We start from the raw sequence: 25,474 nt of genomic DNA, 5'->3' as shown, positions 1-25,474 counted from the left end.
CCTTTCAGGGCTTGTGGCTGGTGTGTTTTTTTCGTAGGGTGTTGCCCTACGCTATATAATTAAGCCCTTTCAGGGCACCCCAATAAATATATAATTGTAAGGCTTTCAGCCTAACTGCAAAATTCCCATTTAACCGATAAATTCTCATTTATCGAACAAATAAAAGATACTTGAAAAATGAAATTCAAAAAGATTCTTCTTTCATTGCTAATTTGTTTGTCTTGTTTTGTACAGGCAAAGAATATAACCATCAGTCGTCTTACCTGTGAGATGCAGGAGGGACTGGTAGTGGTCGAAGGTTCACCCCGTTTGGGCTGGGTGATGGAATCGCCGGAAAATGGGACACGACAATCTGCCTATGAGATTGATATTCGGGAAGCTTTTACAGGGCGTTCTGTTTGGAATAGTGGGAAGGTTTATTCTTCGCAGAGCCAGTTAGTTTCTACAAAGGGGGCAGATATACGTCCTGATAACTCATTTAATTATAGTTGGCGCGTTCGTGTTTGGGATGAAACAGATACACCTTCCGAGTGGAGCAGTGAAGCGAAATTCCGGGCAGTACCCGAAAGATTATCTTCGGGGCAGTGGATTGGAGCTATTACCCGACAAAATGCTCATTTACCGGAAGGGCGTAAGTTCCACGGTGGAGAGTTGAAGAAACCGGAAGTGAAAGCTGCTTGGGAAGCAGTGGACACTTTGGCAAAGAAAAGTATTTGTTTGAGAAGAACATTCCAGGTAGGAGATGCGAAAGAAGGGGGTGCAAACCGTAAACCGGGTAAGAAAATAGTGGAGGCAACGGCATACGTTTGTGGTCTGGGATTCTATGAGTTTTCTTTGAATGGCAAAAAGGTAGGTAACAGTGAGTTTGCTCCATTGTGGAGTGATTATGATAAAACTGTTTACTATAACACATACAATGTGACGGAACAATTGCGGCGTGGTGAAAATGTCGTAGGAATCTTATTGGGGAATGGATTCTATAATGTGCAGGGGGGGCGTTATCGCAAATTACAGATCAGCTTTGGTCCTCCCACACTTTTATTTGAGCTGGTTATTAACTACGAAGATGGAACATGTACGACGGTTCATTCCGATAATAATTGGAAATATGATTTTAGTCCGGTAACCTTCAATTGCATATATGGAGGAGAAGATTATGATGCGCGTCGTGAACAGAAAGGATGGAATCAGATTGGCTTTGATGACAGTCACTGGCGTCCGGTAGTCATACAGGAAGCTCCTAAAGGAATACTTCGTCCACAGATGGCGGCTCCGGTGAAAATCATGGAACGGTATGATATTCAAAAGGTAACCAAACTAAATGCGGACCAAGTTGCATCAGCTTCTGTATCAACTAAGAGAACAGTCGATCCTTCTGCTTTTGTGTTGGATATGGGACAGAATCTGGCTGGCTTTCCGGAAATAACAGTACGTGGCAAACGTGGTCAGAAAGTGACTTTGATTGTAGCCGAAGCATTGACAGAGGAAGGTGCTTGCAATCAGCGTCAGACAGGGCGTCAACACTATTACGAATACACTCTGAAAGGGGAAGGCGATGAAACCTGGCACCCTCGTTTCTCTTATTATGGTTTTAGATATATTCAGGTAGAGGGTGCTGTCTTAAAAGGACAGAAGAATCCGCAGAAATTGCCTGTATTAAAGAATATTCAATCCTGTTTCGTATATAATTCAGCCAAGAAAGTTTCCACTTTCGAATCATCCAACCGGATATTTAATGCTGCCCATCGATTGATCGAGAAAGCGGTTCGCAGCAATATGCAGTCTGTGTTTACGGATTGTCCGCATCGTGAGAAACTTGGGTGGCTGGAACAGGTACATCTGAATGGTCCGGGTTTGTTGTATAACTATGATTTGACAGCATACGCTCCGCAGATTATGCAGAATATGGCAGATGCACAACATTCCAACGGAGCCATGCCGACAACTGCTCCGGAATACGTGATTTTTGAAGGTCCGGGTATGGATGCTTTTGCCGAATCTCCGGAGTGGGGTGGGTCTTTGGTTATTTTCCCTTTTATGTACTATGAGACTTATGGAGACGATTCATTGATTAAGAAATATTATCCGAATATGCGTCGTTACGTGGATTATCTCAAGACTCGTGCAGATACAGGTATTCTTTCTTTCGGATTGGGAGACTGGTATGATTACGGAGATTTTCGTGCGGGATTCTCACGGAATACACCCGTTCCTTTGGTGGCTACTGCGCATTATTACATGACAGTCATGTATTTGGTACAAGCCGCGAAAATGGTGGGTAATGACTTTGACATTCGTTATTACACTTCGTTGGCACAGGAGATAATGGTTGCATTTAATAAATGTTTTCTTCATAAAGATACGGCACAATATGGTACAGGAAGCCAATGCAGTAATGCGCTTCCGCTGTTCCTCCAAATGACGCAGGATGCAGATGAACAAGATAACTACCGACCGGATGCAGATTTGAATGAGAAAGTATTCGCGAATCTGATAAAAGATGTGGAAGCACATGGCAACCGTTTGACTACCGGTGATGTGGGAAACCGTTATCTGATTCAGACATTGGCGCGTAATGGAGAACATGAACTTATTTATAAAATGTTCAATCATGAAGAAGCTCCCGGATATGGTTTCCAGTTAAAATTCGGCGCTACAACTTTGACCGAGCAATGGGACCCCCGTCAAGGTTCTTCCTGGAATCACTTTATGATGGGACAGATTGATGAATGGTTCTTTAATTCACTGGTCGGTATTCGTCCTTCTACCACTCCAAAACAAGGTTATCAGAAGTTCATCATCGCTCCCCAACCTGTGGGAGATTTGAAATATGTCAAAGCGTCGTATGAAACTTTATACGGTACTATTAATGTGGACTGGACTTGTGAGAATGGGACTTTCACTTTAAACGTGTCTGTTCCGGTGAATACTACCGCTGTTGTTTATCTCCCGGGCGAAAAAGAACCGAAAGAAATACAGAGCGGAACATATCAATTGGTTTGTGCAAAATGAAAGAGACATTTTATATATATTTGTAGAATGAAAAACAATGTATTCATATAAAAAATCATGCAGCATCTTTATTTTAATCATGTAGCATGTTTGAAAAAAACACCTCAATGATTGTTTTCAAACATTGGGAAGAAAAAAAGATTCTCTTAACATGATTTTTTAGAAGGAAACGATGAAATATACTTTAATAATATCGATTATGAATTTACAAACAACTCTTATCGTCTTTCTTTGCTTCTGTGCAACCACAGTTCTTCGTGCAGAGCGTGTAGATATGCTGAAGGCCGGTGCAAAAGCAAATGGCAAGACTCTTAATACAAAACTAATCAATTCAACGATTGACCGTCTGAACCGTGGCGGCGGAGGTACTCTTTTCTTTCCTGCCGGGACTTATCTGACGGGGAGTATCCATCTGAAAAGTAATATTACACTGGAGTTGGAAGCCGGAGCTACCTTGCTCTTTTCCGATAACTTTGATGACTATCTTCCTTTTGTCGAGGTTCGTCATGAAGGAGTGATGATGAAAAGTTTCCAGCCTTTGATTTATGCGGTAGATGCCGAGAATATTACGATCAAAGGAGAAGGAACTTTGGACGGACAAGGAAAGAAATGGTGGATGGAGTTCTTTCGTGTCATGATTGATTTGAAAGACAATGGCATGCGTGATGTGAATAAATATCAGTCCATGTGGGATGCAGCAAATGATACGACAGCAATTTATGCTGAAACGAACAAGGATTATGTAAATACATTGCAACGTCGCTTTTTCCGTCCTCCGTTCATTCAGCCCGTTCGTTGTAAGAAAGTAAAGATTGAAGGAGTGAAAATCATAAATTCTCCCTTCTGGACGGTCAATCCGGAGTTTTGCGACAATGTAACTATAAAGGGGATCACCATAGATAATGCGCCCTCACCAAATACGGACGGAGTGAATCCGGAATCCTGCCGCAACGTACATATCAGCGACTGCCATATATCAGTAGGAGACGATTGCATCACAATCAAGTCGGGAAGAGATGCGCAGGCCCGTCGTTTGGGAGTACCTTGCGAGAATATCACTATCACCAACTGCACCATGCTTTCCGGTCACGGAGGCGTTGTTATCGGCAGCGAGATGAGTGGGAGTGTGCGTAAAGTTACTATTTCTAATTGCGTGTTTGACGGAACAGATCGTGGAATCCGTATTAAGTCGACCCGTGGAAGGGGAGGAGTCGTTGAAGATATTCGTGTCAGCAACGTCGTAATGAGCAACATTAAACAGGAAGCTGTCGTATTGAATTTGAAATACAGTAAAATGCCTGTCGAACCTAAGAGTGAACGCACTCCGATATTCCGTAACGTACATATCAGCGGAATGACTGTGACAAACGTAAAGACTCCGATCAAAATAGTGGGCTTGGAAGAAGCGCCGATATCTGACATCGTTTTGCGTGATATTCACATTCAAGAAGGGAAACAGAAATGTATCTTCGAAAATTGTGAACGTATCACGATGGATGACGTAATCGTCAATGGTGAAGTAATTAAAAGCACCACAAATACTACAGATTAACACAGATTTTTAATTCGACTAAATTATAAGAATAATAAATCTGTGAAAATCTGTGTAATCTGTGGTGAAAAAACAACTTACATAAATTAAAAATAAATGAAACGAATCCTTTTTACTATGCTTCTTGCCGCATCTCTTTCGGCCGAAGCCCAGACGCAAACATACGAGACAGAATTTGCCCGTCCCTTGAATGAAGTACTGACGGATATACAGAACCGTTTCGGAGTCCGTTTGAAATATGACATTGATACGGTGGGAAAAGTGCTGCCTTATGCCGATTTCCGTATTCGTCCTTATTCCGTGGAAGAATCCTTGACGAATGTATTGGCACCTTTCGATTATAAATTTGTTAAGCAGAAAGGAAATATGTATAAGCTGAAAGCATACGAGTATCCACGTCGTACAGATGCAGACGGAGAGAAGATGCTGGCTTATCTGAATACACTCTATACAGACCGACAGTCTTTTCAACTTCGTGCCGATTCTCTGAAAAAAGAGGTACGTCAGCGTTTAGGTATCGATCCTTTGTTGGCTCAATGTGTCAAATCCAAACCTATTCTTTCAAAGATACGTAAGTTTGATGGCTATACCGTGCAGAATTTCGCGCTTGAAACACTTCCCGGGTTATACGTTTGCGGTTCTATCTATACGCCCCAATCGAAAGGAAAACATGCGTTGATAATCTGCCCTAACGGACATTTTGGTGGCGGACGTTATCGGGAAGACCAACAACAACGTATGGGAACTTTAGCACGTATGGGAGCTGTTTGTGTAGACTATGATTTGTTCGGATGGGGAGAGTCGGCTTTGCAAGTGGGCAGTGCGGCACACCGTAGTAGTGCGGCGCACACTATTCAGGCAATGAACGGCTTACTGATTCTTGACTACATGCTTGCTTCCCGTAAGGACATTGATACCAGCCGTATCGGTACGAATGGCGGTTCGGGTGGAGGTACCCATACTGTATTGTTGAGCGTATTAGATGATCGTTTCACCGCTTCAGCTCCGGTGGTGAGCCTGGCTTCTCACTTCGACGGTGGTTGTCCCTGCGAAAGCGGAATGCCTATTCAACTATCTGCAGGAGGAACCTGTAATGCGGAATTAGCCGCTACTTTTGCTCCTCGTCCACAACTGATCGTATCGGATGGCGGCGACTGGACGGCCAGTGTTCCTACTCTTGAATTTCCTTATCTGCAACGAATTTACGGATTCTACCAGGCAAAAGATAAAGTAACGAATGTACATCTTCCCAAAGAGAAACATGACTTTGGCCCGAATAAGCGGAATGCTGTTTATGACTTCTTCGCAGAAGTATTCAAATTGGATAAAAAGATGTTGGATGAAAGCAAGGTCACCATTGAACCGGAATCCGCTATGTATAGTTTTGGTGAAAAAGGAGCTTTGCTTCCTGAAGGCGCCATCCGTTCTTTTGACAAGGTAGCTGCTTATTTTGACAAGAAGGCTTTTGCTAATTTAAAATCAGATGCTTCTCTCGAAAAGAAAGCCATCGACTGGGTAGCTTCTTTAGAGTTGAACGATGATAAAAAAGCAGGTTTTGCAGTAACTGCCATTTATAATCATCTTCGTAAAGTGCGTGACTGGCACAATGAGCACCCTTATACAACAATCCCCGAGGGTATCAATCCTCTGACAGGCAAACCGCTTTCCAAGCTCGACCGTGAAATGATTGCAGATTCTGCTATGCCGAAAGAAGTGCATGAAAGGCTAATGAAAGATTTACACAGAGTATTGACGGAAGAACAGATTGAACAAATCCTGGATAAATACACGGTAGGTAAAGTTGCTTTTACCTTGAAAGGTTATCAGGCCATCGTGCCCAATATGACGGAGGAGGAAACGACTTTTGTTCTGGAACAGTTGAAACTGGCTCGCGAACAGGCTATTGACTACAAGAATATGAAGCAGATTTCTGCTATCTTCGAAATTTATAAAACCAAATGCGAACAGTATTTCAATGAGCATGGTCGCAACTGGCGGCAGATGTTCAAAGATTACGTGAATAAGCGAAACGCAGAAAAGAAGGCTCAAGGAAAGAAATAAATGAGGGTAAACCCTTAACCTCCTACATAACCGGAAAATCTCCGGGATAATAGAAGAATATAATAGAGCTATGCTTTGCAACTGACAAAGTATAGCTTTATCATATCTAAAGCTATGCTTTAGTTCCCCTAAAACACTGCTATAATTTATTTCTTCACGATTACTAAACATCTTTTTCGCAGAAAATGTGTTATTTTGTAGATGGCTAACAGAAATGTATATGATATGGATAAGCAAAAAGTAGCATTAGTCCTTTCCATGGGTGGAGCACGTGGAATAGCACATATAGGAGTAATTGAAGAATTACTTCGTCACAACTTTGAGATTACTTCCATTGCAGGAAGTTCCATGGGAGCAATGGTGGGAGCAATGTATGCTTCAGGAAAAATGGAAGAATGTAAAGAATGGCTGTATAGTTGGGACAAACGCAAGATGTGGGAATTGGCGGATCTTACCTTAAGCCGGGATGGATTAGTGAAAGGTGACCGTTTTATTAAAGAACTGAAACAAATTATTCCGGACATGAATATTGAAGACCTGCCTGTCCCTTATGTAGCGATGGCTACGGATATTGTCCGCGATCAGGAAGTCAGGTTTGACAGAGGGAGCTTACATGAAGCTATCCGTGCGTCTATTTCTATCCCTATGCTTTTCCGCCCATTAAGAAAAGACGGTATGGTATTGATTGATGGAGGTATTCTGAATCCTCTTCCATTGAGTCATGTGCAACGCACTGAAGGAGACATTCTGATAGCTGTCGATGTGAATGCACCCATTGATACCGGAAAGAAAAAGAAAGTATCTCCTTATAATCTGTTGACAGAATCTTCCAGGATGATGATGCAGCAAATCACCCGTTATCAGATAGAACGTTGTCAGCCGGATATCTTAATTCAAATTTCCGGCGATACGTATGATATGTTGGAGTTCCATCATGCTGCTTCGATAGTGAAAACTGGAGTGGAAGTTGCTCGAAGAATATTAATGCAATAAATAGTGGATACTATCGTATTTGTTATCGTGCCCAAAAGACCTTAACAAATACGATAGTATTCATTAAAGTGATAGATTTTTATTCAATATAAATCATCTTTTTCGTCATTCCCCCGTCAATCGTGATGTTTTCTCCATTGATGAAATCATTGTTTTCCTCGCAGAGAAACAGGCACATGCGGGCAATATCTTCCGGTTTGCCTACTCGCCGGGAAGGATGCTGTGAATGGTCTTCCGGTTGGAGTTGATCATAATCATGAGTCTGTATCCATCCCGGAGCAATGGAATTTACGGTGATATTCCATTCGGATAAAGACAAAGCCAATGCATGAGTCAAAGAATAGATACCACCTTTCGATGCTGCATACCCTTCACTTCCCGGTTCACTCATCAGATAACGTGTAGAGCAGATATTTATAATTCGGCCGTATGGGTTGGGAGAGGGCTGCTTTTTACGATGGATGGCAAGCAGCCGGGAAGTGATGAATACAGGACGCAGGTTAATAGAAAGAATTTTGTCGAAATCCTCTACACTTGTTTCTGTGATAGAAGAAAATTTGCTGATACCGACGTTGTTGACAATAATATCAATATCGTTCCATTCGGCAAGAATGGTTTGCATACAACTTTCAAGTGCGTTTTTATCACTTACGTCGACCTTATGGAACATAGCCCCGGTTGCCTTCGCAGTCTCCTGTCCCGATGTTTCGTTTATATCACAAAAGGCAACTTGATTTCCAGCTAGGCAAAAAGCTTCTACTATTGCTTTGCCTATTCCTTCCGCTCCGCCTGTTATAAATACTCTTCTTTTTGAATCCTCCGGTTTTGAAACCGTTGAAGTGTGAGACTTCGATTCAGCCGGACGTACTGCTGTTAGTTTCTTCTTACCATATTTTTGTGCTTGTTTCCAAGCAGCTTTTCGGGCTTCGTATTGTTCCTGTTGTCTTTCTATGTAATTATCTGCCATCGTTATTTTTTATTTATTGGCAAATGTAAAGTATAAAATGGATAAATACAAGAATCGACCGCTCTTTTGCGGGCAAAGGAGCGGTCGATTTCATTCAGATGATCGTTCAATATTTAAAACTTCGTCGGATCTATCTCTGCATATTTAATTCGTTGACGGCGCCATGTATAAATGGCATGCAGCTTCCCGTCTTTCCCCTGAATAATGCTAGGGTAAGAGTATTGGCTGATCGGACTATCTTCTAATGTAAGAACAGGCTGCCAATTGATACCATCTTCTGAAACGGCCACACAGAGCGGAGTACGCGGACCTTTCGGAGTTCCGGGCAATGTAGAGAAATTATTGTAGATAAGGATATGTCTACCGTCTTTCATTGTCACGGCATCCGTACCGGAATTATTATTCGGGACATCCAGCAACGTAACTTTACTCCATGTGTCACCATTATCACTGCTCCACGCAGTTGCTACCTGTGCGTTACGTGTACGACAGAGTATCTGTAATCTTCCATCCTTATGCTTCAAAATACTGGGTTGTATTGCATAAACAGGTTTGGCTCCTTCTCCTTCGATCGCTTCTCCGCCTTCCTGGTCATCCACATTCACACCTCCCTTTTTACGATTTTGGGTGGGGACAGATAACTCGGCATCCAGTGGTCCGACCATCTTCCAGGTCTTGCCTTTATCATCGGAAATCTCGAAATGGACACGCCATCCGTTACTTCCTTCCGTACTGGAAGGGCAGATGATACGCCCATTGATATATTCCGGTTTATTCTTAATAGGTCCAAGAAAACCTTTCGGAAGCGCTTCGCGTTTGCTCCAGGTTTTTCCTCCGTCGCGTGAACGGACAAGCCATCCTGTCCAGTCGCTCACTTTCAAACCTATTTTATAAAACAGAATCAGGTCACCTCCGGGAATCTGGAAAAGAACTGGGTTCCAGCAAGCTTTTCTGCGGGCAATAAGTGTTCCTTTTGCATCTTTCACCGGGGTACAGGTTGAATCGATTCCAGCTAATACTGCTTGTGAGTCTTTGAGTGAAAACACACCGTCGGCAGCAAGTTTGGGGGCGGTCCATTCTTTAGAGCCTTTAGGTTTACGACATACCCAGATGCAACAATCCGGATTGCGCTCTTTGGTTCCTCCGAAGAAAGAGGCTACGAGATCACCATTTTTCAGCTCTACTATCGTAGCTCCGTGACATTCGGGGAAAGAAGCGTTTTCGTACAGAAATTCATCAGTCAGAATAGCCGTATTCCGGGTGGGAATGTCTACACTGAAATGATATTTTCCTGATCCGATTTTTTCTTTCCGTCCATCCGGAAGATGTACTTCCCCCGTCGTATTGGCGGGAAGTTCGATATCCCATTCCAAATGTGTGGGAGTCTTTGTCCATCGGCTGGTTATTTTTCCGTAGATACTTATGTACGATGCATCCACGTTACTCAACTCCTGAATTTCAAAAGCCGGCTGGAAGACGATATGCTTGTAACCGGACTTCCAGCGGTCCGCACGGATACCTGCCAAGTTATTGAAGCACCACGGTAATAAATCACCTAAAAGCATCACGTGATTACCGCTATTCATTTCAGGATTTGCCGTATCACCGTTCCATAACTCCCAAATAGTGGTAGCACCTTTTTCAACCATATATCCCCAGGAAGGATATGTTTTATTGGTAGCCAGTAGATAAGCTACATTGGCATGGCCGCGACGGCTCAATTCACGCAATAACCATTGTACGCCGATCACTCCGGTACTTATATGTCCCTTGTTGGTTGTAATAATGGAAGTTACGGCATTTTTAGCTACTTCATTGATATAGTTCTTTGGCACTAGACCAAAAGCAAGTGGCAAGATATTGGCAGTAACTGTGTTGTTACCATAGAAAATACTATCCGGATATAAGGTATGTCCCGGTACGGGAGAGGTACCTTCCTTTACGTGAAGAAAACGGGCATTGAATGCGTCTTTCATGCGATGTTCCAAATCTTCCCATTCTTCTGCGTCAGCTTTCAGCCCTTGCAGGCTTGCAAAGCGGTGCATCAGTTGTAATACTTTCAGATAATAAGCGGTTGCGATCAGAGCTCCGTCAGTCTTGCGGGAAGGGTCCTTGCTATGAATTAACTCCAGTGATTCGGGTGGAACGCACCAGTCACCATATTTATCTTTGGTGATGATAAGATCCTCTGTCATGTAGTATTCACGGATATGAGATACCCACTTCTTGATAGCCGGATAATTCTCTTCGATCGGACGTTTATCTCCAAAGTTTGTGAAAAGCATGTCGCAGGCCATTGGTAAAGCGGCAGGCCAAGTCACATTGTCCGAGTAGTAGTTCCAGTATGCTGGGGCTACATCAGGAATACAGCCGTCTTCCCGTTGTGCTTCACGGATGTCACGCGTCCATTTGGTATACATGGCGTAATTATCGAAAAGCATGCTTTCTCCCCAACAGCCCATGGTACGGTCACCCAACCATGGTTGGCGTTCATTCCGTTGCGGACAGTCAACCGGCATCCCTTTATAGTTGCTCCGGATTCCCCAAAATGCATTACGGATAATCTTATTCAGAGTTTCGTCAGAACAGTTGAAAGTACCGATATGCTCCATTTCATCTTCTACTACTTCGGCAACGAAATCTTCTGCCTTCGCATTCGGATAACCGCTGACTTCTACATAACGGAATCCATGATAAATAAAACGAGGTGCCCAGGTAGCATCTTTTGTTTCGCGTCCGCTGACAACATATACATCTGTAGAACGGGCATCCCTGAAGTTTCTTGTATAAAGTTCGCCATTGTCTTGCAGACTTTCTGCAAAACGGAGACGGATGCTATCGCCAGCCTGTCCTTTTATCCGGAAACGTACCCAGCCCGCCATATTCTGACCGATATCCAGGATATATTTGTTACCAAGCTTTTTAATAGAAACGGGCTTCAGGGTTTCTGTAACTTTCATGCCCGGCATCATTTGTGCGCGCAATGTTCCTGAAGGAATACTGACACGTTGGGCCGGCATCCAGTTTTTGTCATCATATCCGGTTTGAGTCCAGTCTCCTAACTCTTTACGGGCATCGTATTCTTCGCCGTCATATTCATTGTTGCTACGGATAGGACCTTCAGTAGTTAATTTCCATGAAGTGTTTGTAGCAATTGTTTCTTTGCTGCCGTCTGCATATTCAACAATCAGATTCAACCGAAGCTTAGGATAACCGAAAGTCGGTATCTTATACGGTTTATAGTTCTGACGCATCGTATAGAAGCGACCATTTCCAAGAGTTACTCCAATAGCATTTTCTGTTTGAAGCAGTGAAGTAACATCGTATGTGTTGTACAGAATTGTTTTCCGGTAGTCGGTAGGAGCAGGTGCCAGTACTTGATTGCCGATGCGTTGTCCGTTGATAAACAACTCGTACAATCCCATTCCGGCGATATGTACTGTGGCACGTTTCACACTTTTCTTTACTGCAAACTCTTTACGGAGATAACGGGCTGCCAAACGGCTCCATTGTGTTTCGCTGTCTCCGGGAGCGGCCTTGTCCAAGCCGATCCATTGCCCTTGCCAATCTGCTTCATTAAATAGTCCGGTGGTCCAGAAAGCCGGAGCACTCCAATTCGTTGCGCCTTTGTTGGTGTCTATTTTTACTTTCCAATAGTAGGAGGCATTACATTTTAATGTTTTTCCCTGATAAGTGATCCATTGGGAAGCGTCAGATTCAATCTTTCCTGAATCCCAAATATCTCCTTTTCCTTGTTCCAATAGCTCCGGGGAAGATGCGACAAGAATGTGATACGCAGTTTGTATCACATTCTGTTCATCCGATTCGATGCGCCAACTCAATCGGGGTTGGCGCACATCGATACCTGCCGGATTTTTCAACTGCTCCGTTCGCAGGTCAGTTATACCTATGGCTGCGTATAGTGAACCTGCAAAGAGCAGAAGAAAGAAAAATGATACTATTCTTTTATTCATAAGTATGTTCTCATAATTCGTTTATATAATAAATTTAAGCACGGATTGCACGGATTAACGCTGTTGTTTTAATTATCTGTCATTCTGAAAGCCGTGAAATCCGTGTAATCTGTGCCTAATAATACAAAATTATTTAGCCCATTTTTGTTGTGCATTTGGTAATTCTGTCCAGGCCTTCTCTACATAGTTCTTACTACTATCCACTACAATCAGAATATGATCGTTTCCACTGCAATAACCACTGTCGTGTTGGAATTTGTGCACTCCGTTATCAAATTCTCCGATGTATTCCAGTTTACCATCTTTCGTGGTGTACCACCAAGCATTCTTTTTCGCGCCGCTAATCTTGCTGAAATCAACTTCCATCGGACGTCCGGTATAGTTGTATACCATCAGATAATCATTTCCACGTGTAGCGATAGCGCGGTCATAACGTTCTCCATTCTGTCCTGCGATGATAGACTGATCAGGTATGCGTTCGAAGAACGGGAAAGTCAACATCAGGTTTTTCAGATACTTCATCTGATTGTAGCCCGGATCATTCAAAGCATCATACCAAGGCTTCTTTGCACCATAAGCACCACCTACACCCGGTTTGATAAATTGCATGATGGAATTATGACCGTAAGTATGTCCGAAAGACCCTGCAAATACAGACCAATAAGCATAACGACGTACGTCATAATCCTTCCACAACAGTTCGTTTTCATCGTGCAGACCATGAGGTATTTCTTCATAGATCGGTTCACCGTCAATCACAGGCTTCATGGGTTTCATGGCCAGGCTGCGTTCTACAAAACGCCAGTTATCTTCTTCCGTATTTTCTTCGATAGGGTAGTCACCATCTCCGAAACGTTGTCCGTAGCGACGATGTCCGCTTTGAAACATGTTGAAATCCAACCAGGGAGCGTTATTGAACCAAGTTGCGGAAGTTGTTCTTCCACGTGGATGGAATGTCATCAGGTGATTTTTGTCGATAGCTTTGATAGAGGTTGCCAAAGCTTCCCATTCAGCAGTTTTCACGTCGCCACGGATATCTCCACCGATAAACCAGATAATATTCGGTTCGTCCTTATAACGCTCTGCCAAAAACTTGCCGTATGCTTTTGCCTGTTCTACAGTCATCTCGCCCCGGTTCACCGGGCTTCCCCAAATGCAGACCATGCCGATATATTGTCCCTTTTTTGCTGCTGTACGGATGATGTAGTCCATGTGATCCCAATAACCGTATACGCCTTTTTGATTGATGTTTTTGAAGTTGTATCCGTCAATCATCGAATATTGTCCGTAGATATTCATAGACGGAACATTGTTCAACGTTTGAACCTGAATCACGTTGTATCCGCGACGTTTGCATTGTTCCAGGTAATATTCGGCTTCATCCCGGTTCAAGCGTTCGGGCAATAGCCAACCGGTTTCTCCTAACCAAAAGAAAGGAGCACCGTTTTCGTGTTTCAGGTAACGTCCCTCTTCGGAAACTACGAGTTTGCCGTTGTCCCAGGGGATATACGTCTTTTGTGTTTTCTTCTGTGCTGCAGCCGAAGTTGCCATTGTCAATAGCAGCAACAAAAGGGGAATAATCTTGAATTTTCTCATTGTATTTTATCGTTTTTAGTTTATTTTTTAGTCATTTTCTCATACTCAATAGCAGCCAAGATGAATGAACCTACCGATTTCGGATCATTTTCTATAATCGGTTCACTGATATAATACTCAAATGAGCCGTCACGATATCTTTTTGAATCTCCGCCCAATCCTGCAACAGCACAGCAATTGGTAATTGTATAGCTGCCATCCTCTTCCAAACGGGTAAATGTCTTTACCATTCCGTCAAAGGCTTTTTGTGTCGGTTCGATATATTCGTTGCCAATATATCCTTTATTGATAGCTTTGGCAAGCGTATAGATAAACAGGGCAGTGGCAGATGATTCCAAATAATTACCTTCACGTGCTCCCTGATCGGTTACCTGATACCAGGTTCCGGATGAAGGATCTTGGTATTTCACAATCGCTTTTGCCAATCCCTGCAGAATTTGTATAATGCTGTCGCGTCCGGCTGTTTCCTGTGGCAGAAAGTCCAGTACATCTACAATAGCAGCTCCATACCATCCGATGCTGCGACTCCAAAAATTAGGAGAGCAACCTGTTTCAGGATTTGACCATTTCTGTTCGCGACTTTCATCCCATCCGTGATAATAAAGCCCTGTTGCAGGATCATAAGTCTTGCTATTTATTAGAAGAATCTGTTTTGTTGCTTCGTCAAATAAAGCGGGTTCATTAAAAGTAGCCCCATATTGAACCAGATAAGGAGAAGCCATAAAAATTCCGTCCAGCCACATTTGATGAGGATATCTCAATTTATGCCAGAATCCTCCCTCACTGGTACGGGGTTGCTCTGCCATTTGCTTGCGCAAAGTATCCATGGCTATTTTGTAGCGTTCGTCTCCAGTCTGTGCGTAAAGATCGAAAAGAATCTTTCCACCGTTGACATTATCAATATTGAATGAAAGATATTTCATGGTTTTGATATGTCCGTCAGCATCGATCAGACTATCTGCATATATCTTGGCATACTCATAATATACGCTGTCCCCGGTATGTTTCCATTCTTCCAACATGGATTTCACTACTAATCCGTGGGTATATCCCCAGCGTGGTTTTTTAGCTTTTTCAATCATCCAGGGTTCGGGGAAACGTTTCATTTCGGAGCGTGCCATGCGTTCACTCCATTTTTCCGTTTCTGTTTTTTGAGGTGCTGCGCAAGCTAGGAAACAAGCAGTTCCACAGGCGACAATCAGTTTCAATAAGTTTTTGTTCATATCGGTCGAGTTATTATTTTCCAATCAATACATATTCTTTTCCTGCTTTGGTAGGTAGGTCATAGAGGTATGTCTCTGCAATTTCCACTTTGTTCAAGTTGGCCTTTTCGTTAATCAATGGCTCCGGAATGGTGGGGACTGCATAAAGAGGGTTCGGATTTTCACCTTTGGCACGCTTCAAGCCATTCCCGGTTAATGGATTGAGCGAACGTAGACGACAATTTCCTCCCTTATGAGATTTGACAACCAGCCGGCTGACTCTCCCGTTTTTCCAACTCAAATCAAGTTCGAAACCTCCACGGGCAATAATTCCTTTGATAGAACCTTCTGTCCAAACGGTAGGCAGCGCAGGAAGCAAATATATAAAACCATCGTAACTTTGCATCAACATCTCTGCAATACCCGCGGCACAACCAAAGTTTCCATCAATCTGAAATGGTGGGTGCGCATCGAACAGGTTAGGGTAGGTGCCTCCTTTTTTCTTTTCATTGCGTACGAGAGTCAGCTGGTCAGTTATCAGCTTGTAGGCGTGGTCGCCATCAAGCAGGCGTGCCCAAAGGCAAACTTTCCATCCCATGCTCCACCCGGTCGACGGGTCGCCACGATGAATCAGAGAAGTACGTGCTGCATCAAATAGTTCAGGAGTACGGTAAGGGGAAATCTGATTGCTGGGGAAGAGTCCGTACAAATGAGAAATGTGACGGTGTACGTCCTTCGGATCATCCCAGTCGAACATCCACTCTTGTAATTGCCCCCAATGTCCCACCTGCATGGGAGCCATTTCTTTGAGACGTTGTGTCAGATGAGAGGCAAACTCCTGATCTGTATCCAGTATTTGAGAAGCAGATATAATTGCTGTCCAAAGATCGAAAATCAATTGGTTGTCCATGGTGCATCCGGCAGCTGTAGTAGCTTTCCCGTTACTTCCCGAATGTACATTCTCCGGTGAATTACTGGGGCAGACTACCAGCCAGTTGTGTACGGGTTCTTTCACCATAATTTCATCAAAGAAACGTCCGGACTCTTTCAGTATCGGATAGACAGAACGCAGGAATTCCACATCTCCGGTGTATAGATAACGCTCCCAAAGATGTCGGCAAAGCCATGCGCCACCACTGGGCCACATACCCGAAGGAGCTTTGTCAACTGCTCCTGTAATACGCCATATATCCGTGTTATGATGCAACACCCATCCGTTGGCTCCATACATAATCTTAGCCGTCTCTTTACCTGTGTCACTCACTTCTTTTATCAGACGGAATAACGGTTCATTCAGTTCACTTAGATTCGTTACTTCCGAAGGCCAGTAATTCATTTCCAAATTGATGTTACAAGTATATTTGCTATCCCAGGAAGGGAATAATTTGTCATTCCAAATTCCTTGTAAATTGGCGGGTTGTCCTCCCGGTTGGGAAGAACAGATCAACAAATAACGTCCGAATTGAAAATAGGTGGCAACCAGATGTGTGTCATTGGTGTTTTTGAAATTCTCCACACGCTTATCGGTGGTTACATTCGCATATTGGTCTCGTCCCAAATCAAGAGAAACGCGTGTCAGATATTGTCGGTAAAAATCAACATGATTCTTCTTCGATTCAATGAACGGATGAACCATTGCTTTCGCCAAATAATTCTTTGCCCGCTCTGTCTGATTACCGGTGATGTCTTGATAGTTGTTGAAATTAGTTGCAATGGATACATAGATAACCGCTTCGTCGGCTTTCTCAACAGAAAGTATTCCATCGGCACAAGCTATTTTCCCACCTTTATTTTTAGCAGTCAATCTGCCTTGAAATTCTACTTTTCCTTTCAATCCTTCATGCAAGGAAGAGACTCCCGAGAGTGTCACACAGTTTCCCTCTTCAGAAGCGATCATAACATCCTGGTGAGGGGAAGTGAGTTGTGCATTGAAAGTAATTTGTCCGGGACGATTGGCGGTCAGTCGTACCATTACTACCTGATCGGTAAATGAAGTAATCGTTTCGCGTTGATACTGCACTCCGTCTACTTCATAACGTACGATTGCACGTGCGGAATCCAGACTTAATTCCCTGTAATAATTGGAATAACGTGTATGACCTGGAAAAGCGATTCGCAGGTCACCAAAACTTTGGTATGGCATTCCTGAATTAGTCTTTGCCATCACCTTCTCTGTGGCCAGTGTCTGTGCTTCAAGATATTTTCCGGCAAAGACCAGCTCACGCACTTTCGGAATATATTCCAGTGCATCCGGATTGGCGTTATTATTGGGACGTCCCGCCCAAATGCTTTCTTCGTTTAGTTGTATTTGTTCTGTGCCTGGTGTTCCATATACCATGGCCCCCAAACGACCATTCCCAAGGGGTAATGCCTCGGTCCATACCTGTGCGGGACAGTCGTACCATAGCTTGTATTCGGGTACAGAAGACTTCTGTTCCTGCGCCTGAATACAACCAACAGACATCGTGACGAACAGATATCCGATTAATCTCTTTTTATTCATTTCCTTCCAATTGCTTTTATACTTTTATAAAAGGACGATTGAAAGGGATTTTTGTACCCACTATGCAGGCAGTAAGAAAGGGAGAAGACTAAAAATAAGTTAGCAAACTTAAATGCAGTTCTAAAGCCATTAAAATAGATGAATTTCGACAAACAAACAGATATACTGATTGTTGTCACATTGAATCATTCGTTTTTTTATTCACCTAAAAAATACAGATTATGGCAAAGAATTCTCCCGATGAAGGAAAAAACATCAAAATGGTAGAAAAGCAGGCGGTTGAAGCCTCTATGATTAACCTCAAAGAGTACCGGGCAAAAAGGCAATTCGGTAAAACACCGGAACCGATGGCGGATACGGTGGAAACTCCCAATCGAATGCCTGTTTTTGTTGTTCAGAAGCATGATGCCAGTCATTTTCATTTCGATTTTCGTTTGGAAGTGGATGGAGTATTAAAAAGTTGGGTGGTGCCTAAAGGACCTTCCATGAATCCAAAAGATAAGAGGTTGGCCATAGAAGTAGAAGACCACCCCTTGAGTTATGCGCACTTTGAAGGAGTTATACCGGAAGGTAACTATGGAGCAGGTACGGTGGAAATATGGGATAGTGGAACCTATGCTTACGTTGGTAATAATCGTAACATTTCCGCTGCTATTAAAAATGGAATACTTGAATTCAAGTTACACGGGCATAAACTCAAAGGGCTATTTGTCCTTATACATACCAATATGGATGATCAGGATAAAGACTGGCTGTTGATAAAGAAAGACGATGTATTTGCGGCCACTCACGTTTACGATGCAAAGATTATTCCGTCTTATGATGAGGTATTCCTGTAAACTATGATCTGACAGTACTTATCAGAAGTCTATTATTTTCAAATTATATACGCGGCTTTATAATTCTACTTATTTCATTATTCTAATGATTAAGTGGAACTATATGCTCGTGTGATTGTATTGTTTTGCGATAAAATATTTTACAATTGCTATGTTTTACCAAATAAAATGATGATTTTAGAATCTATCCCTTGATATTTCGGTAACAAACGATATTGTTACCACTTTTGATAGAAAACACCCATTGCTTTTGTTAGAATCCACCTCATATGTGGACGTTGAAAAGTTTATACTTGTGCCGGATTTAGAAACGTTAAAAGGTCATTAAACGTGTTTTGCTGAAAATGTAAGTATTAATCAAATCCTATATAAGTATGAATAATTGTTACCTGAGTTTATTATTAAACTTTCGCGCTTTACTTTCTATAGATAGTGGAGCCAATTTAGTAAACAGTAAACAAGCTATTGGCGTAATTTTGCCTGATTTATCATTGCTTGGTTATGCAGTTCCCGTAGAGAGTTTCGGCATTGGGCTATTTCTTGTTTTGTTTGCGTATCTTACGGTAGAGTATAATGTCCAGTTGTTGTCACATGAAAAACTTAAGATAGCTATGAACATGCTCCATACTACGCATACCCCGTTGATACTATTACGAAATCAATTGGAAGAACTTAAAACCGGTAATCTTCCCGAATCGCTTTCCCAACAGGTAGAAGAGGCATTGGGATATACCGAATGCATTATATATTGTAATCAGAATATTGTAAGGCTCAATAAGGTAAACAAAAAAATACTTCCTAAGACATCAACAGTAAATTTGGAACTCTCTTCTTATATTACTTCTATTGTTAATCAATGTCGTCCCTATGCTGATTCGCGCCGTATACAACTGACTGTCAGCGAATGTTCGGATTGCGTCAGTTGCAGGATCAATGAGGACATAATGACGGCAGCGCTTCAACATCTTATAAGCAAACTAATTTTGGCTTCCGATTTAGGCTGTTGCATATCAATCAATATAACACATACAATAGATTCCTGGCAGTTGCAGATTACTAATTGTGAGATAGCAGACAAAAGAGTAGGGAAAATGTTTCCTTTTATTCCGGTCATATTTCCCATATATGGGTATAGTGATTTGTGGACTGTAAGAAAAATCATTCGCCTGCATGGTGGAAAAATAAACGGATATAGACATGGCAAATCATTTGCTTTCCAAATTGTCATTCCAACAGATTGTCATTGCCGGAATCAGGAATGTTCGGCTATCAAACATTCTTCAACAAATACGAAGAATAAGGCTAAAAAATCTTCTGAAAGTGATAAAGATGATACCCCGAATGCTAAAACAAAAGATACATCCCATATCTTATTGGTAATGGCGGACGGGGCATTCAGGAATTATTTAAGGAAAGCTTTATCGCGGTATTTTCAGATTTCAGTTTTGAAAGATCCTGATTTGCTGAAGGATACAGTAGTCCGCCAAAATCCTGATGCTATCATTATTGACGATAATGTAAACGGAACAAATGGAGATGCACTTAGTTTCCGGATCAAAACAGATAAAATGATAGGGTATATACCGGTTGTTCTTTTGATAAGGGCCTTTGATAACGAAAGTTATTTGTCTCATTTAGGAAGTGGGGCGGATCGTCTGGAATTACGAACAGAAAGCATTTGCAGGCTAAGGGCAAACATACGTATGCTTGTAGAAAACCGCATGGTTTTGCGTGAACGGGTCAAATTGTTTTTGTCGGATGCTGTTTTTCCAATGGTCCCCACCAAAGAAGAAATGGAAACAGAAAATACGGATCAGATATTTATGGATAAAGTCAATAAAATCCTGGAAAAGAACCTCTCTACTGATAAATATACAATAGATAAATTAAGTATCGATATAGGAATGAGCCGTACTGCTTTTTATAGCAGGATACGAGAGATAACCGGGAATCCTCCGGAAAATTATATCTATTCGTTCAAAATGGACAGGGCACTTAAACTGCTAGCCTCCCAACAGTACACTGTTTCGGAAATTGCAGGAATGCTGGGATATTGTGATGCTAAATATTTTGGAAAGAAGTTCAAAGACTTTTATCATGTATGTCCTACGGATTACATTAAAAGTATTATAGGGTAAAAGAATATATAGTACATATTTTCAGTTTAAATGATATAAACTAAAATATGTACTATATTCATTGTAAATATTAGATAGAGAAGAACATATAGCTTTGCTAATTAAAGGAAACCTATCAAGTATTTGAACTTAGACTAAAATAATGTGTTATATAACAATATACGATTCAATCTGATATATAGAAAGACCGTTCTAAAAATTCAATCATTTCATTTTCGTGTTCTTTAGCCAATTTCATTGTCCAATTTTGATAGTTAAAGTCAGCGAGTTTACACATTAAAAACATCTTAATGCTTTGCAGTGATTTGTTGCTGATTTGCTCATGGATTCGGGCAAACTTTATTTGTATATGGTCATTACTTTGTTGTGAATTGAAACTTTGAGAAATCATGGCAAGATTGCCAAATGAATGTACAGCTTCTTCCTCCCATTCTTCATTGTGTGATTCGTCTTGAGGATGCAGATGTTCAATAGAACGATTTCTCCGAAACACATAGTGCTCTACAATCTTCTGTTCTTCTTCATTGAAGAAAGTGCTGCGTTGTTCCCAAAGGTAATAGTCTAAACGCCAAAACCAGTACCTAATGTTACCGGATGCTTTATATGAAAGATCTTTTCTGGCAGGTAATATGCTGTGACGTTCATTATCTTCTTTTTTAAGGAATGCGAGCATCTCTGCACAGGAGTGGAGTTCATCTTGCTCTAATTTTCTCAAATAAGGTTTGAGCCAATTGTAGAAAGCCTCCGTTGAAACGTAAAGCATCGATTGGTATTGCTTTAATTTATCACTATCATCCTTTGGACCTTTCAGGATTAAACTGTAATTACCTTGCCCATCCTTGATATCTCTTCTAATCGTATAATAATCAAGCAGTAGCCGGTAATAAAGCATTTTCTCGTAAAATTCCCCTGCAGTGAAGTACGTTTTCAGAGCATCAAACTTCTCTATCAGTTTATCCGGCTGATAATGACTGGCTGGTTGCTCACCGCCAGTACATACATCAAGTACCAAAAGAAGAAACTCCGGAAATGATATAATACTGTTTTCACCATCTTCATAGCTATTCTGCTTAAATTCTATTTTTTCAGGTTGAATCACATCTATAGAATACTCCTCCTCGTCATCGAGAGACGTATATCTGCACTTTTCTAAAGCTTCATGAAACCGTTTCTGACGGCAGAGACTTATAGCTTCTTCATAAAATTGACGGTAACAAGCCTCGTCCTGGTCTTCTTCCTTCGCAATGATAGGATGATCCATCATGGAGGTCAGATTCCAAATATGCGTCAAGTAATCCTGTTCTTTTTCTCCCCGCATCAGTTGCACTTTAAGAATCTCATGCTGTTCTAGTCCTTTTCCTTGTGCATTCATTGCTTCAAAATATTTATTCAGCGAAGTGGTATCTGCAAGATAGCTTGATGGCAAGTAAGAAAAGAAAAATGTCAATCGTGTGAAAACCTGTTGCACAAACTCAATCCGTTCCTCCTGAGTATTAAAATAGGATTCTAAGAAACCAGTTATAGCGGCGAGTCCCTCTTCCATATTCTTATTGACATACGTTTTAGTCGGATAACCATTGGTCTTGCTCTTTATATATGCCTTATCATCGCTTCTCGCTATAAAATTAAGGCGATTACCATCCATTAAGAAACAGGACCATTTATCATCATATTCCTTAAAAATGATGGCAAAAAGAGTCATGACAGTAAATCGTTGCTGACCGTCAATTAAGTCATAATGATTTTTCATATCAATACAAGTAAGCATACCGAGATAATATGGCTCATCGGCAGGCATCTTTGCAAAATGCTCCTTAAGATCAAAAAGAAGTTTGGTAACCTCTTTCTTTTTCCACGCAAATAAACGTTGGTAAAGCGGGATCGAAAACTTAAACTGGCTTGTAGCAATAAGTTCCGGCGTATATTTATTCTCCATATTCATTGTTTTTCTTTTTGATTATTGTTTTATCCGAAAAATCATTTAGCTCACAGAAGATACGTCTTAAACACCTATAGAATCGCTCTTTGATGTCACCTTCTTGCTCCAATCCACTAATCCTGATATAAGGAATGGCCTCGGCAAGAAAAAATGTAGGCGAAGATGCCTGATCTATCATCATTATAATTTCTGAATCTTTTGCGAATTCACGAATCTTATAAAAGATAGCGCGTGTGGTACTATATCTATGCTGCGCCATGATTCCAGCAATACAGAACAATGCTTCAGATAAATATTGATGCCCGAATTTTATAAAATAACCGAACATGAGGCTTTCTATAATATCGGCATATTTCCAATGAGACTCCCATTGAAGATGATTCCTTAGTAGCTGTATTTGCCTGGCATGGATAAACTCCTTGTATTTATCTACAAAAATAGAAGTGTATGCGAAGAAATGCGAACCACCTTGGATTTTCTCATAGAAATAGAATTTCTCTCCAAAAGCAGGGATACTGGACATAATGCGGGCAGCCGAAAACTCTTCCTTTACCTTGCGTGGCTGAAATTCCTCCACATTATGCTTCCGCATCCATTTTCTTAATCTGAAAAGATGTACTCCCAAAGTATGGGTAAGATAAGAATCTCCATTGTTGTCATATTCTAATGAGAGATCATTCCACCGCATAGCAAGGTGTTCTGCCTGATCCTCAATGTTTAGATAGCGTAGATGGTGCGCTTTTAGCAAATCATAGTCTGAAAGCGATACACCCTTTGAATTCTGATTTGAGAAGAATGTATATGCCAGATCAAGATTGCTGTCATTAAGAATAAGTACAGAGAAAATCAAATGATGGGACAGACGTTCCAACATGGCTATGTCTGTATTCCTCTGATTGAGAATTCTAATCAGTGCTTTGTTATTGGCTACATGGAGACGCGCATCTTTTGATATGAATTTTTGTTTAAGCAAAGGCATCTGCCCTGTATATCCTAATTCGCGCATAATAAGCGTTAAAGTGACAAGGCGTTGTTGTCCATCAATTATGTTGTAAAGAGTGCAATCATTCACAGTTCTTCTTTGTAAGATGATAGAACCTAAATGATAGTCACTGTTGTGAGGCATTTCAAGTAAATTATCCCAAAGGTCTGTAACATTTTTATCTTCCCAGCAATAGGTTCGCTGATAATCGGGAATAACCAAATTGGAAGAAAATAAATCTTGCAAATTTTTGGTTTCCAAAACGACCTTTTCTTGAGAATTGGTAAGTTCTTTAAACTCTAATTCCCGTGTATATGGGCTGGAAATCTCATTCTTTTTGTGAAGATTGAATTTATCAATACAATCTTTTGTGTTACAATAATTAGCCATATTTATTTAATCGCTTGCTTCACAAGGCTCATGATATATTCTAAATATTTAGTATCCGAGATCTTGAGTTCATAATCTCCATTGCCAAAATGTCCGACAGTTGAAATATCCCTTGTTAATTGCTTACTATCTTCTAAATGTCCTTTAGCTACATTTATAGTAAGCTTTATTCCATTTTTCTGGATTTCAAGTGCACAAATATGGCTGTTGGCCTTTTTGAATGAAATATACCACTTTTGTGGTTTAACTTCAATTTCTGTATTCAAATTAAGAATTGCATTCTTATAACTCTCGTATAATTCTACAACATCGTCAGATTTTCCTTTTAACAAATTTTCCTCGGAATATTCTTTAATCTTCTCTGTCACTTCTTTAAATTCCGGACTATTTTGCATCACTGTTTTAATGCTTGCCGATGCGTGACTTTTGCGAATAGGAGTGATGGATACACTATCATTCTCATAGCGCTTCACTTCCCATAACTCAATGGATAAATCTTTGAAATTGACAGCCTCTCGTTGGTTAGGCGTGAATCCTTGTGAAACAAAAACGACTTTTGTCTGCGACCAGTCCACATCATTCCGTTTCAAGTTCCTAGCTTGTGTTTCATTATATTCCAGAATAAAATCAGCCTGATTTTGCAGCATTAGGCTTAGGTAAGTAAACCCTTGATCTATGACACTGGAGTTTCTTTCCCTCTTATATTCAATGATAACAAAAGCCTTCGATTGAGGATCAAAGGCAAGCGTATCAATACGGCGGTCTTTGATCGTAAATTCGGACTTTATCATTTCAAGTCCCATGATTTCGGACATATTGGTTTCAAACATGCGTTGAATATCTCTTTCCAATTTAAAAGGCTTTTCCTTTATTTCAGAAAAGACGCCTGAAGTATTATATTTGTAAAGTGCCATAATTTTATTTTGAATCGTTTATTGCCGTAAAGGTAAGGATTCTTTTGATATTACTATTTATTTCCCCGAATTCTCCTTCACCATTTTTTTTATTTTTGAAATACTCTTATTAAACTTTCTTTTCCCACTAGCCCCGCCGCCATTTATAATGTTCTACGAAAACTTTTATACTATTCCACTTCTTTGTAAAAAAATATAAGCATCTATGTGTGTAACATAGAAATTTGTTATTTGCGAAACGACAATAATATTGACATTTACTCTGTTCGTCAATCATTTTTTGATATTTATCAACCTGTTTGTTTAGTAGTGTTTCATATTTATTTAATAACGTCTCTATTAATTCTCTTTTCTTTTTAGAGATAGAAAGATTATTATTTAGTCGCCCCTTAGAATGTGCTTTTACGCCTAA

The 25,474-nt window shown here is 41.1% G+C and carries 15 protein-coding genes; 6 read left to right on the top strand and 9 right to left on the bottom strand.

Features of this window, described 5'->3' with window-relative positions; genetic code table 11:
• The first annotated feature begins 177 nt into the window (after positions 1-177).
• The 4 genes from LPH68_RS21375 to LPH68_RS21360 all read left to right on the top strand — a co-directional run bounded on the left by LPH68_RS21375 (position 178) and on the right by LPH68_RS21360 (position 7,618).
• Positions 178-3,012 carry a glycoside hydrolase family 78 protein gene (locus LPH68_RS21375; protein ID WP_192923088.1) on the top strand — a complete coding sequence of 945 codons (2,835 nt, stop codon included), beginning with the start codon at positions 178-180 and terminating at the stop codon, positions 3,010-3,012.
• A gap of 199 nt (positions 3,013-3,211) precedes the next feature.
• On the top strand, positions 3,212-4,564 hold the full coding sequence (locus LPH68_RS21370; RefSeq protein WP_151923308.1) for a glycoside hydrolase family 28 protein: 1,353 nt from the start codon (positions 3,212-3,214) through the stop codon (positions 4,562-4,564).
• A gap of 96 nt (positions 4,565-4,660) precedes the next feature.
• Entirely contained in the window at positions 4,661-6,625 is a 1,965-nt protein-coding gene (locus LPH68_RS21365) for a DUF3826 domain-containing protein (RefSeq protein WP_087323576.1), read from the top strand.
• Between the two features lie 201 nt (positions 6,626-6,826).
• Positions 6,827-7,618 carry a patatin-like phospholipase family protein gene (locus LPH68_RS21360; protein ID WP_004306221.1) on the top strand — a complete coding sequence of 264 codons (792 nt, stop codon included), beginning with the start codon at positions 6,827-6,829 and terminating at the stop codon, positions 7,616-7,618.
• Positions 7,619-7,697: 79 nt separating this feature from the next.
• Here the strand turns inward: LPH68_RS21360 and LPH68_RS21355 are convergent, their stop codons facing one another.
• From LPH68_RS21355 to LPH68_RS21335, 5 genes are all read right to left on the bottom strand, one after another.
• On the bottom strand, positions 7,698-8,585 hold the full coding sequence (locus LPH68_RS21355; RefSeq protein ID WP_015531198.1) for an SDR family NAD(P)-dependent oxidoreductase: 888 nt from the start codon (positions 8,583-8,585) through the stop codon (positions 7,698-7,700).
• A 113-nt stretch (positions 8,586-8,698) separates the two neighbouring features.
• Complete coding sequence (locus tag LPH68_RS21350) at positions 8,699-12,559, bottom strand: family 78 glycoside hydrolase catalytic domain (protein ID WP_151923307.1); 3,861 nt, start codon at positions 12,557-12,559, stop codon at positions 8,699-8,701.
• A 129-nt stretch (positions 12,560-12,688) separates the two neighbouring features.
• Positions 12,689-14,155, bottom strand: coding sequence for a glycoside hydrolase family 140 protein (locus LPH68_RS21345; protein WP_151923306.1), 1,467 nt, complete (start codon positions 14,153-14,155; stop codon positions 12,689-12,691).
• Between the two features lie 20 nt (positions 14,156-14,175).
• Positions 14,176-15,378 (bottom strand): glycoside hydrolase family 105 protein, encoded by a 1,203-nt coding sequence (locus LPH68_RS21340; protein ID WP_022199601.1) that lies wholly within the window; start codon positions 15,376-15,378, stop codon positions 14,176-14,178.
• 13 nt (positions 15,379-15,391) lie between these two features.
• On the bottom strand, positions 15,392-17,860 hold the full coding sequence (locus LPH68_RS21335; protein WP_015531194.1) for a glycoside hydrolase N-terminal domain-containing protein: 2,469 nt from the start codon (positions 17,858-17,860) through the stop codon (positions 15,392-15,394).
• Positions 17,861-18,081: 221 nt separating this feature from the next.
• Here LPH68_RS21335 and LPH68_RS21330 point away from each other — a divergent pair, with 221 nt between their 5' ends.
• Entirely contained in the window at positions 18,082-18,699 is a 618-nt protein-coding gene (locus LPH68_RS21330) for a DNA polymerase ligase N-terminal domain-containing protein (RefSeq protein ID WP_004308227.1), read from the top strand.
• 374 nt (positions 18,700-19,073) lie between these two features.
• Positions 19,074-20,837 (top strand): helix-turn-helix domain-containing protein, encoded by a 1,764-nt coding sequence (locus tag LPH68_RS21325; protein WP_151923304.1) that lies wholly within the window; start codon positions 19,074-19,076, stop codon positions 20,835-20,837.
• Positions 20,838-21,003: 166 nt separating this feature from the next.
• Here LPH68_RS21325 and LPH68_RS21320 read toward each other — a convergent pair whose 3' ends face one another.
• The 4 genes from LPH68_RS21320 to LPH68_RS21305 form a co-directional block, all read right to left on the bottom strand.
• On the bottom strand, positions 21,004-22,779 hold the full coding sequence (locus LPH68_RS21320) for a DUF262 domain-containing protein (protein ID WP_151923303.1): 1,776 nt from the start codon (positions 22,777-22,779) through the stop codon (positions 21,004-21,006).
• Positions 22,763-24,148, bottom strand: a complete 1,386-nt coding sequence (locus tag LPH68_RS21315; RefSeq protein ID WP_151923302.1) for a DUF262 domain-containing protein — start codon at positions 24,146-24,148, stop codon at positions 22,763-22,765. Before LPH68_RS21315 ends, LPH68_RS21320 begins: the two co-directional genes overlap by 17 nt.
• A gap of 2 nt (positions 24,149-24,150) precedes the next feature.
• Positions 24,151-25,062: a DUF5655 domain-containing protein gene (locus LPH68_RS21310; RefSeq protein WP_004306203.1), complete on the bottom strand. Its 912-nt coding sequence runs from the start codon at positions 25,060-25,062 to the stop codon at positions 24,151-24,153.
• Positions 25,063-25,189: 127 nt separating this feature from the next.
• Positions 25,190-25,474 (bottom strand): hypothetical protein (locus LPH68_RS21305; protein ID WP_230297124.1); only part of this gene is annotated, 285 nt, incomplete at its 5' end.

This window comes from Bacteroides sp. 1_1_30, from assembly GCF_020982715.1.
GTDB classification, from domain to species: domain Bacteria; phylum Bacteroidota; class Bacteroidia; order Bacteroidales; family Bacteroidaceae; genus Bacteroides; species Bacteroides xylanisolvens.
The sequence above is the reverse complement of the archived record's forward strand: the minus strand, read 5'-3'. Positions and strand labels throughout refer to the sequence as shown.

What these genes read in the sequence shown, in the direction of transcription:
- LPH68_RS21375 (WP_192923088.1), top strand. Translation starts at nt 178, where the DNA reads ATGAAATTCAAAAAGATTCTTCTTTCATTGCTAATTTGTTTGTCTTGT.
- LPH68_RS21370 (WP_151923308.1), top strand. Translation starts at nt 3,212, where the DNA reads ATGAATTTACAAACAACTCTTATCGTCTTTCTTTGCTTCTGTGCAACC.
- LPH68_RS21365 (WP_087323576.1), top strand. Translation starts at nt 4,661, where the DNA reads ATGAAACGAATCCTTTTTACTATGCTTCTTGCCGCATCTCTTTCGGCC.
- LPH68_RS21360 (WP_004306221.1), top strand. Translation starts at nt 6,827, where the DNA reads ATGGCTAACAGAAATGTATATGATATGGATAAGCAAAAAGTAGCATTA.
- LPH68_RS21355 (WP_015531198.1), bottom strand. Translation starts at nt 8,585, where the DNA reads ATGGCAGATAATTACATAGAAAGACAACAGGAACAATACGAAGCCCGA.
- LPH68_RS21350 (WP_151923307.1), bottom strand. Translation starts at nt 12,559, where the DNA reads ATGAATAAAAGAATAGTATCATTTTTCTTTCTTCTGCTCTTTGCAGGT.
- LPH68_RS21345 (WP_151923306.1), bottom strand. Translation starts at nt 14,155, where the DNA reads ATGAGAAAATTCAAGATTATTCCCCTTTTGTTGCTGCTATTGACAATG.
- LPH68_RS21340 (WP_022199601.1), bottom strand. Translation starts at nt 15,378, where the DNA reads ATGAACAAAAACTTATTGAAACTGATTGTCGCCTGTGGAACTGCTTGT.
- LPH68_RS21335 (WP_015531194.1), bottom strand. Translation starts at nt 17,860, where the DNA reads ATGAATAAAAAGAGATTAATCGGATATCTGTTCGTCACGATGTCTGTT.
- LPH68_RS21330 (WP_004308227.1), top strand. Translation starts at nt 18,082, where the DNA reads ATGGCAAAGAATTCTCCCGATGAAGGAAAAAACATCAAAATGGTAGAA.
- LPH68_RS21325 (WP_151923304.1), top strand. Translation starts at nt 19,074, where the DNA reads ATGAATAATTGTTACCTGAGTTTATTATTAAACTTTCGCGCTTTACTT.
- LPH68_RS21320 (WP_151923303.1), bottom strand. Translation starts at nt 22,779, where the DNA reads ATGAATATGGAGAATAAATATACGCCGGAACTTATTGCTACAAGCCAG.
- LPH68_RS21315 (WP_151923302.1), bottom strand. Translation starts at nt 24,148, where the DNA reads ATGGCTAATTATTGTAACACAAAAGATTGTATTGATAAATTCAATCTT.
- LPH68_RS21310 (WP_004306203.1), bottom strand. Translation starts at nt 25,062, where the DNA reads ATGGCACTTTACAAATATAATACTTCAGGCGTCTTTTCTGAAATAAAG.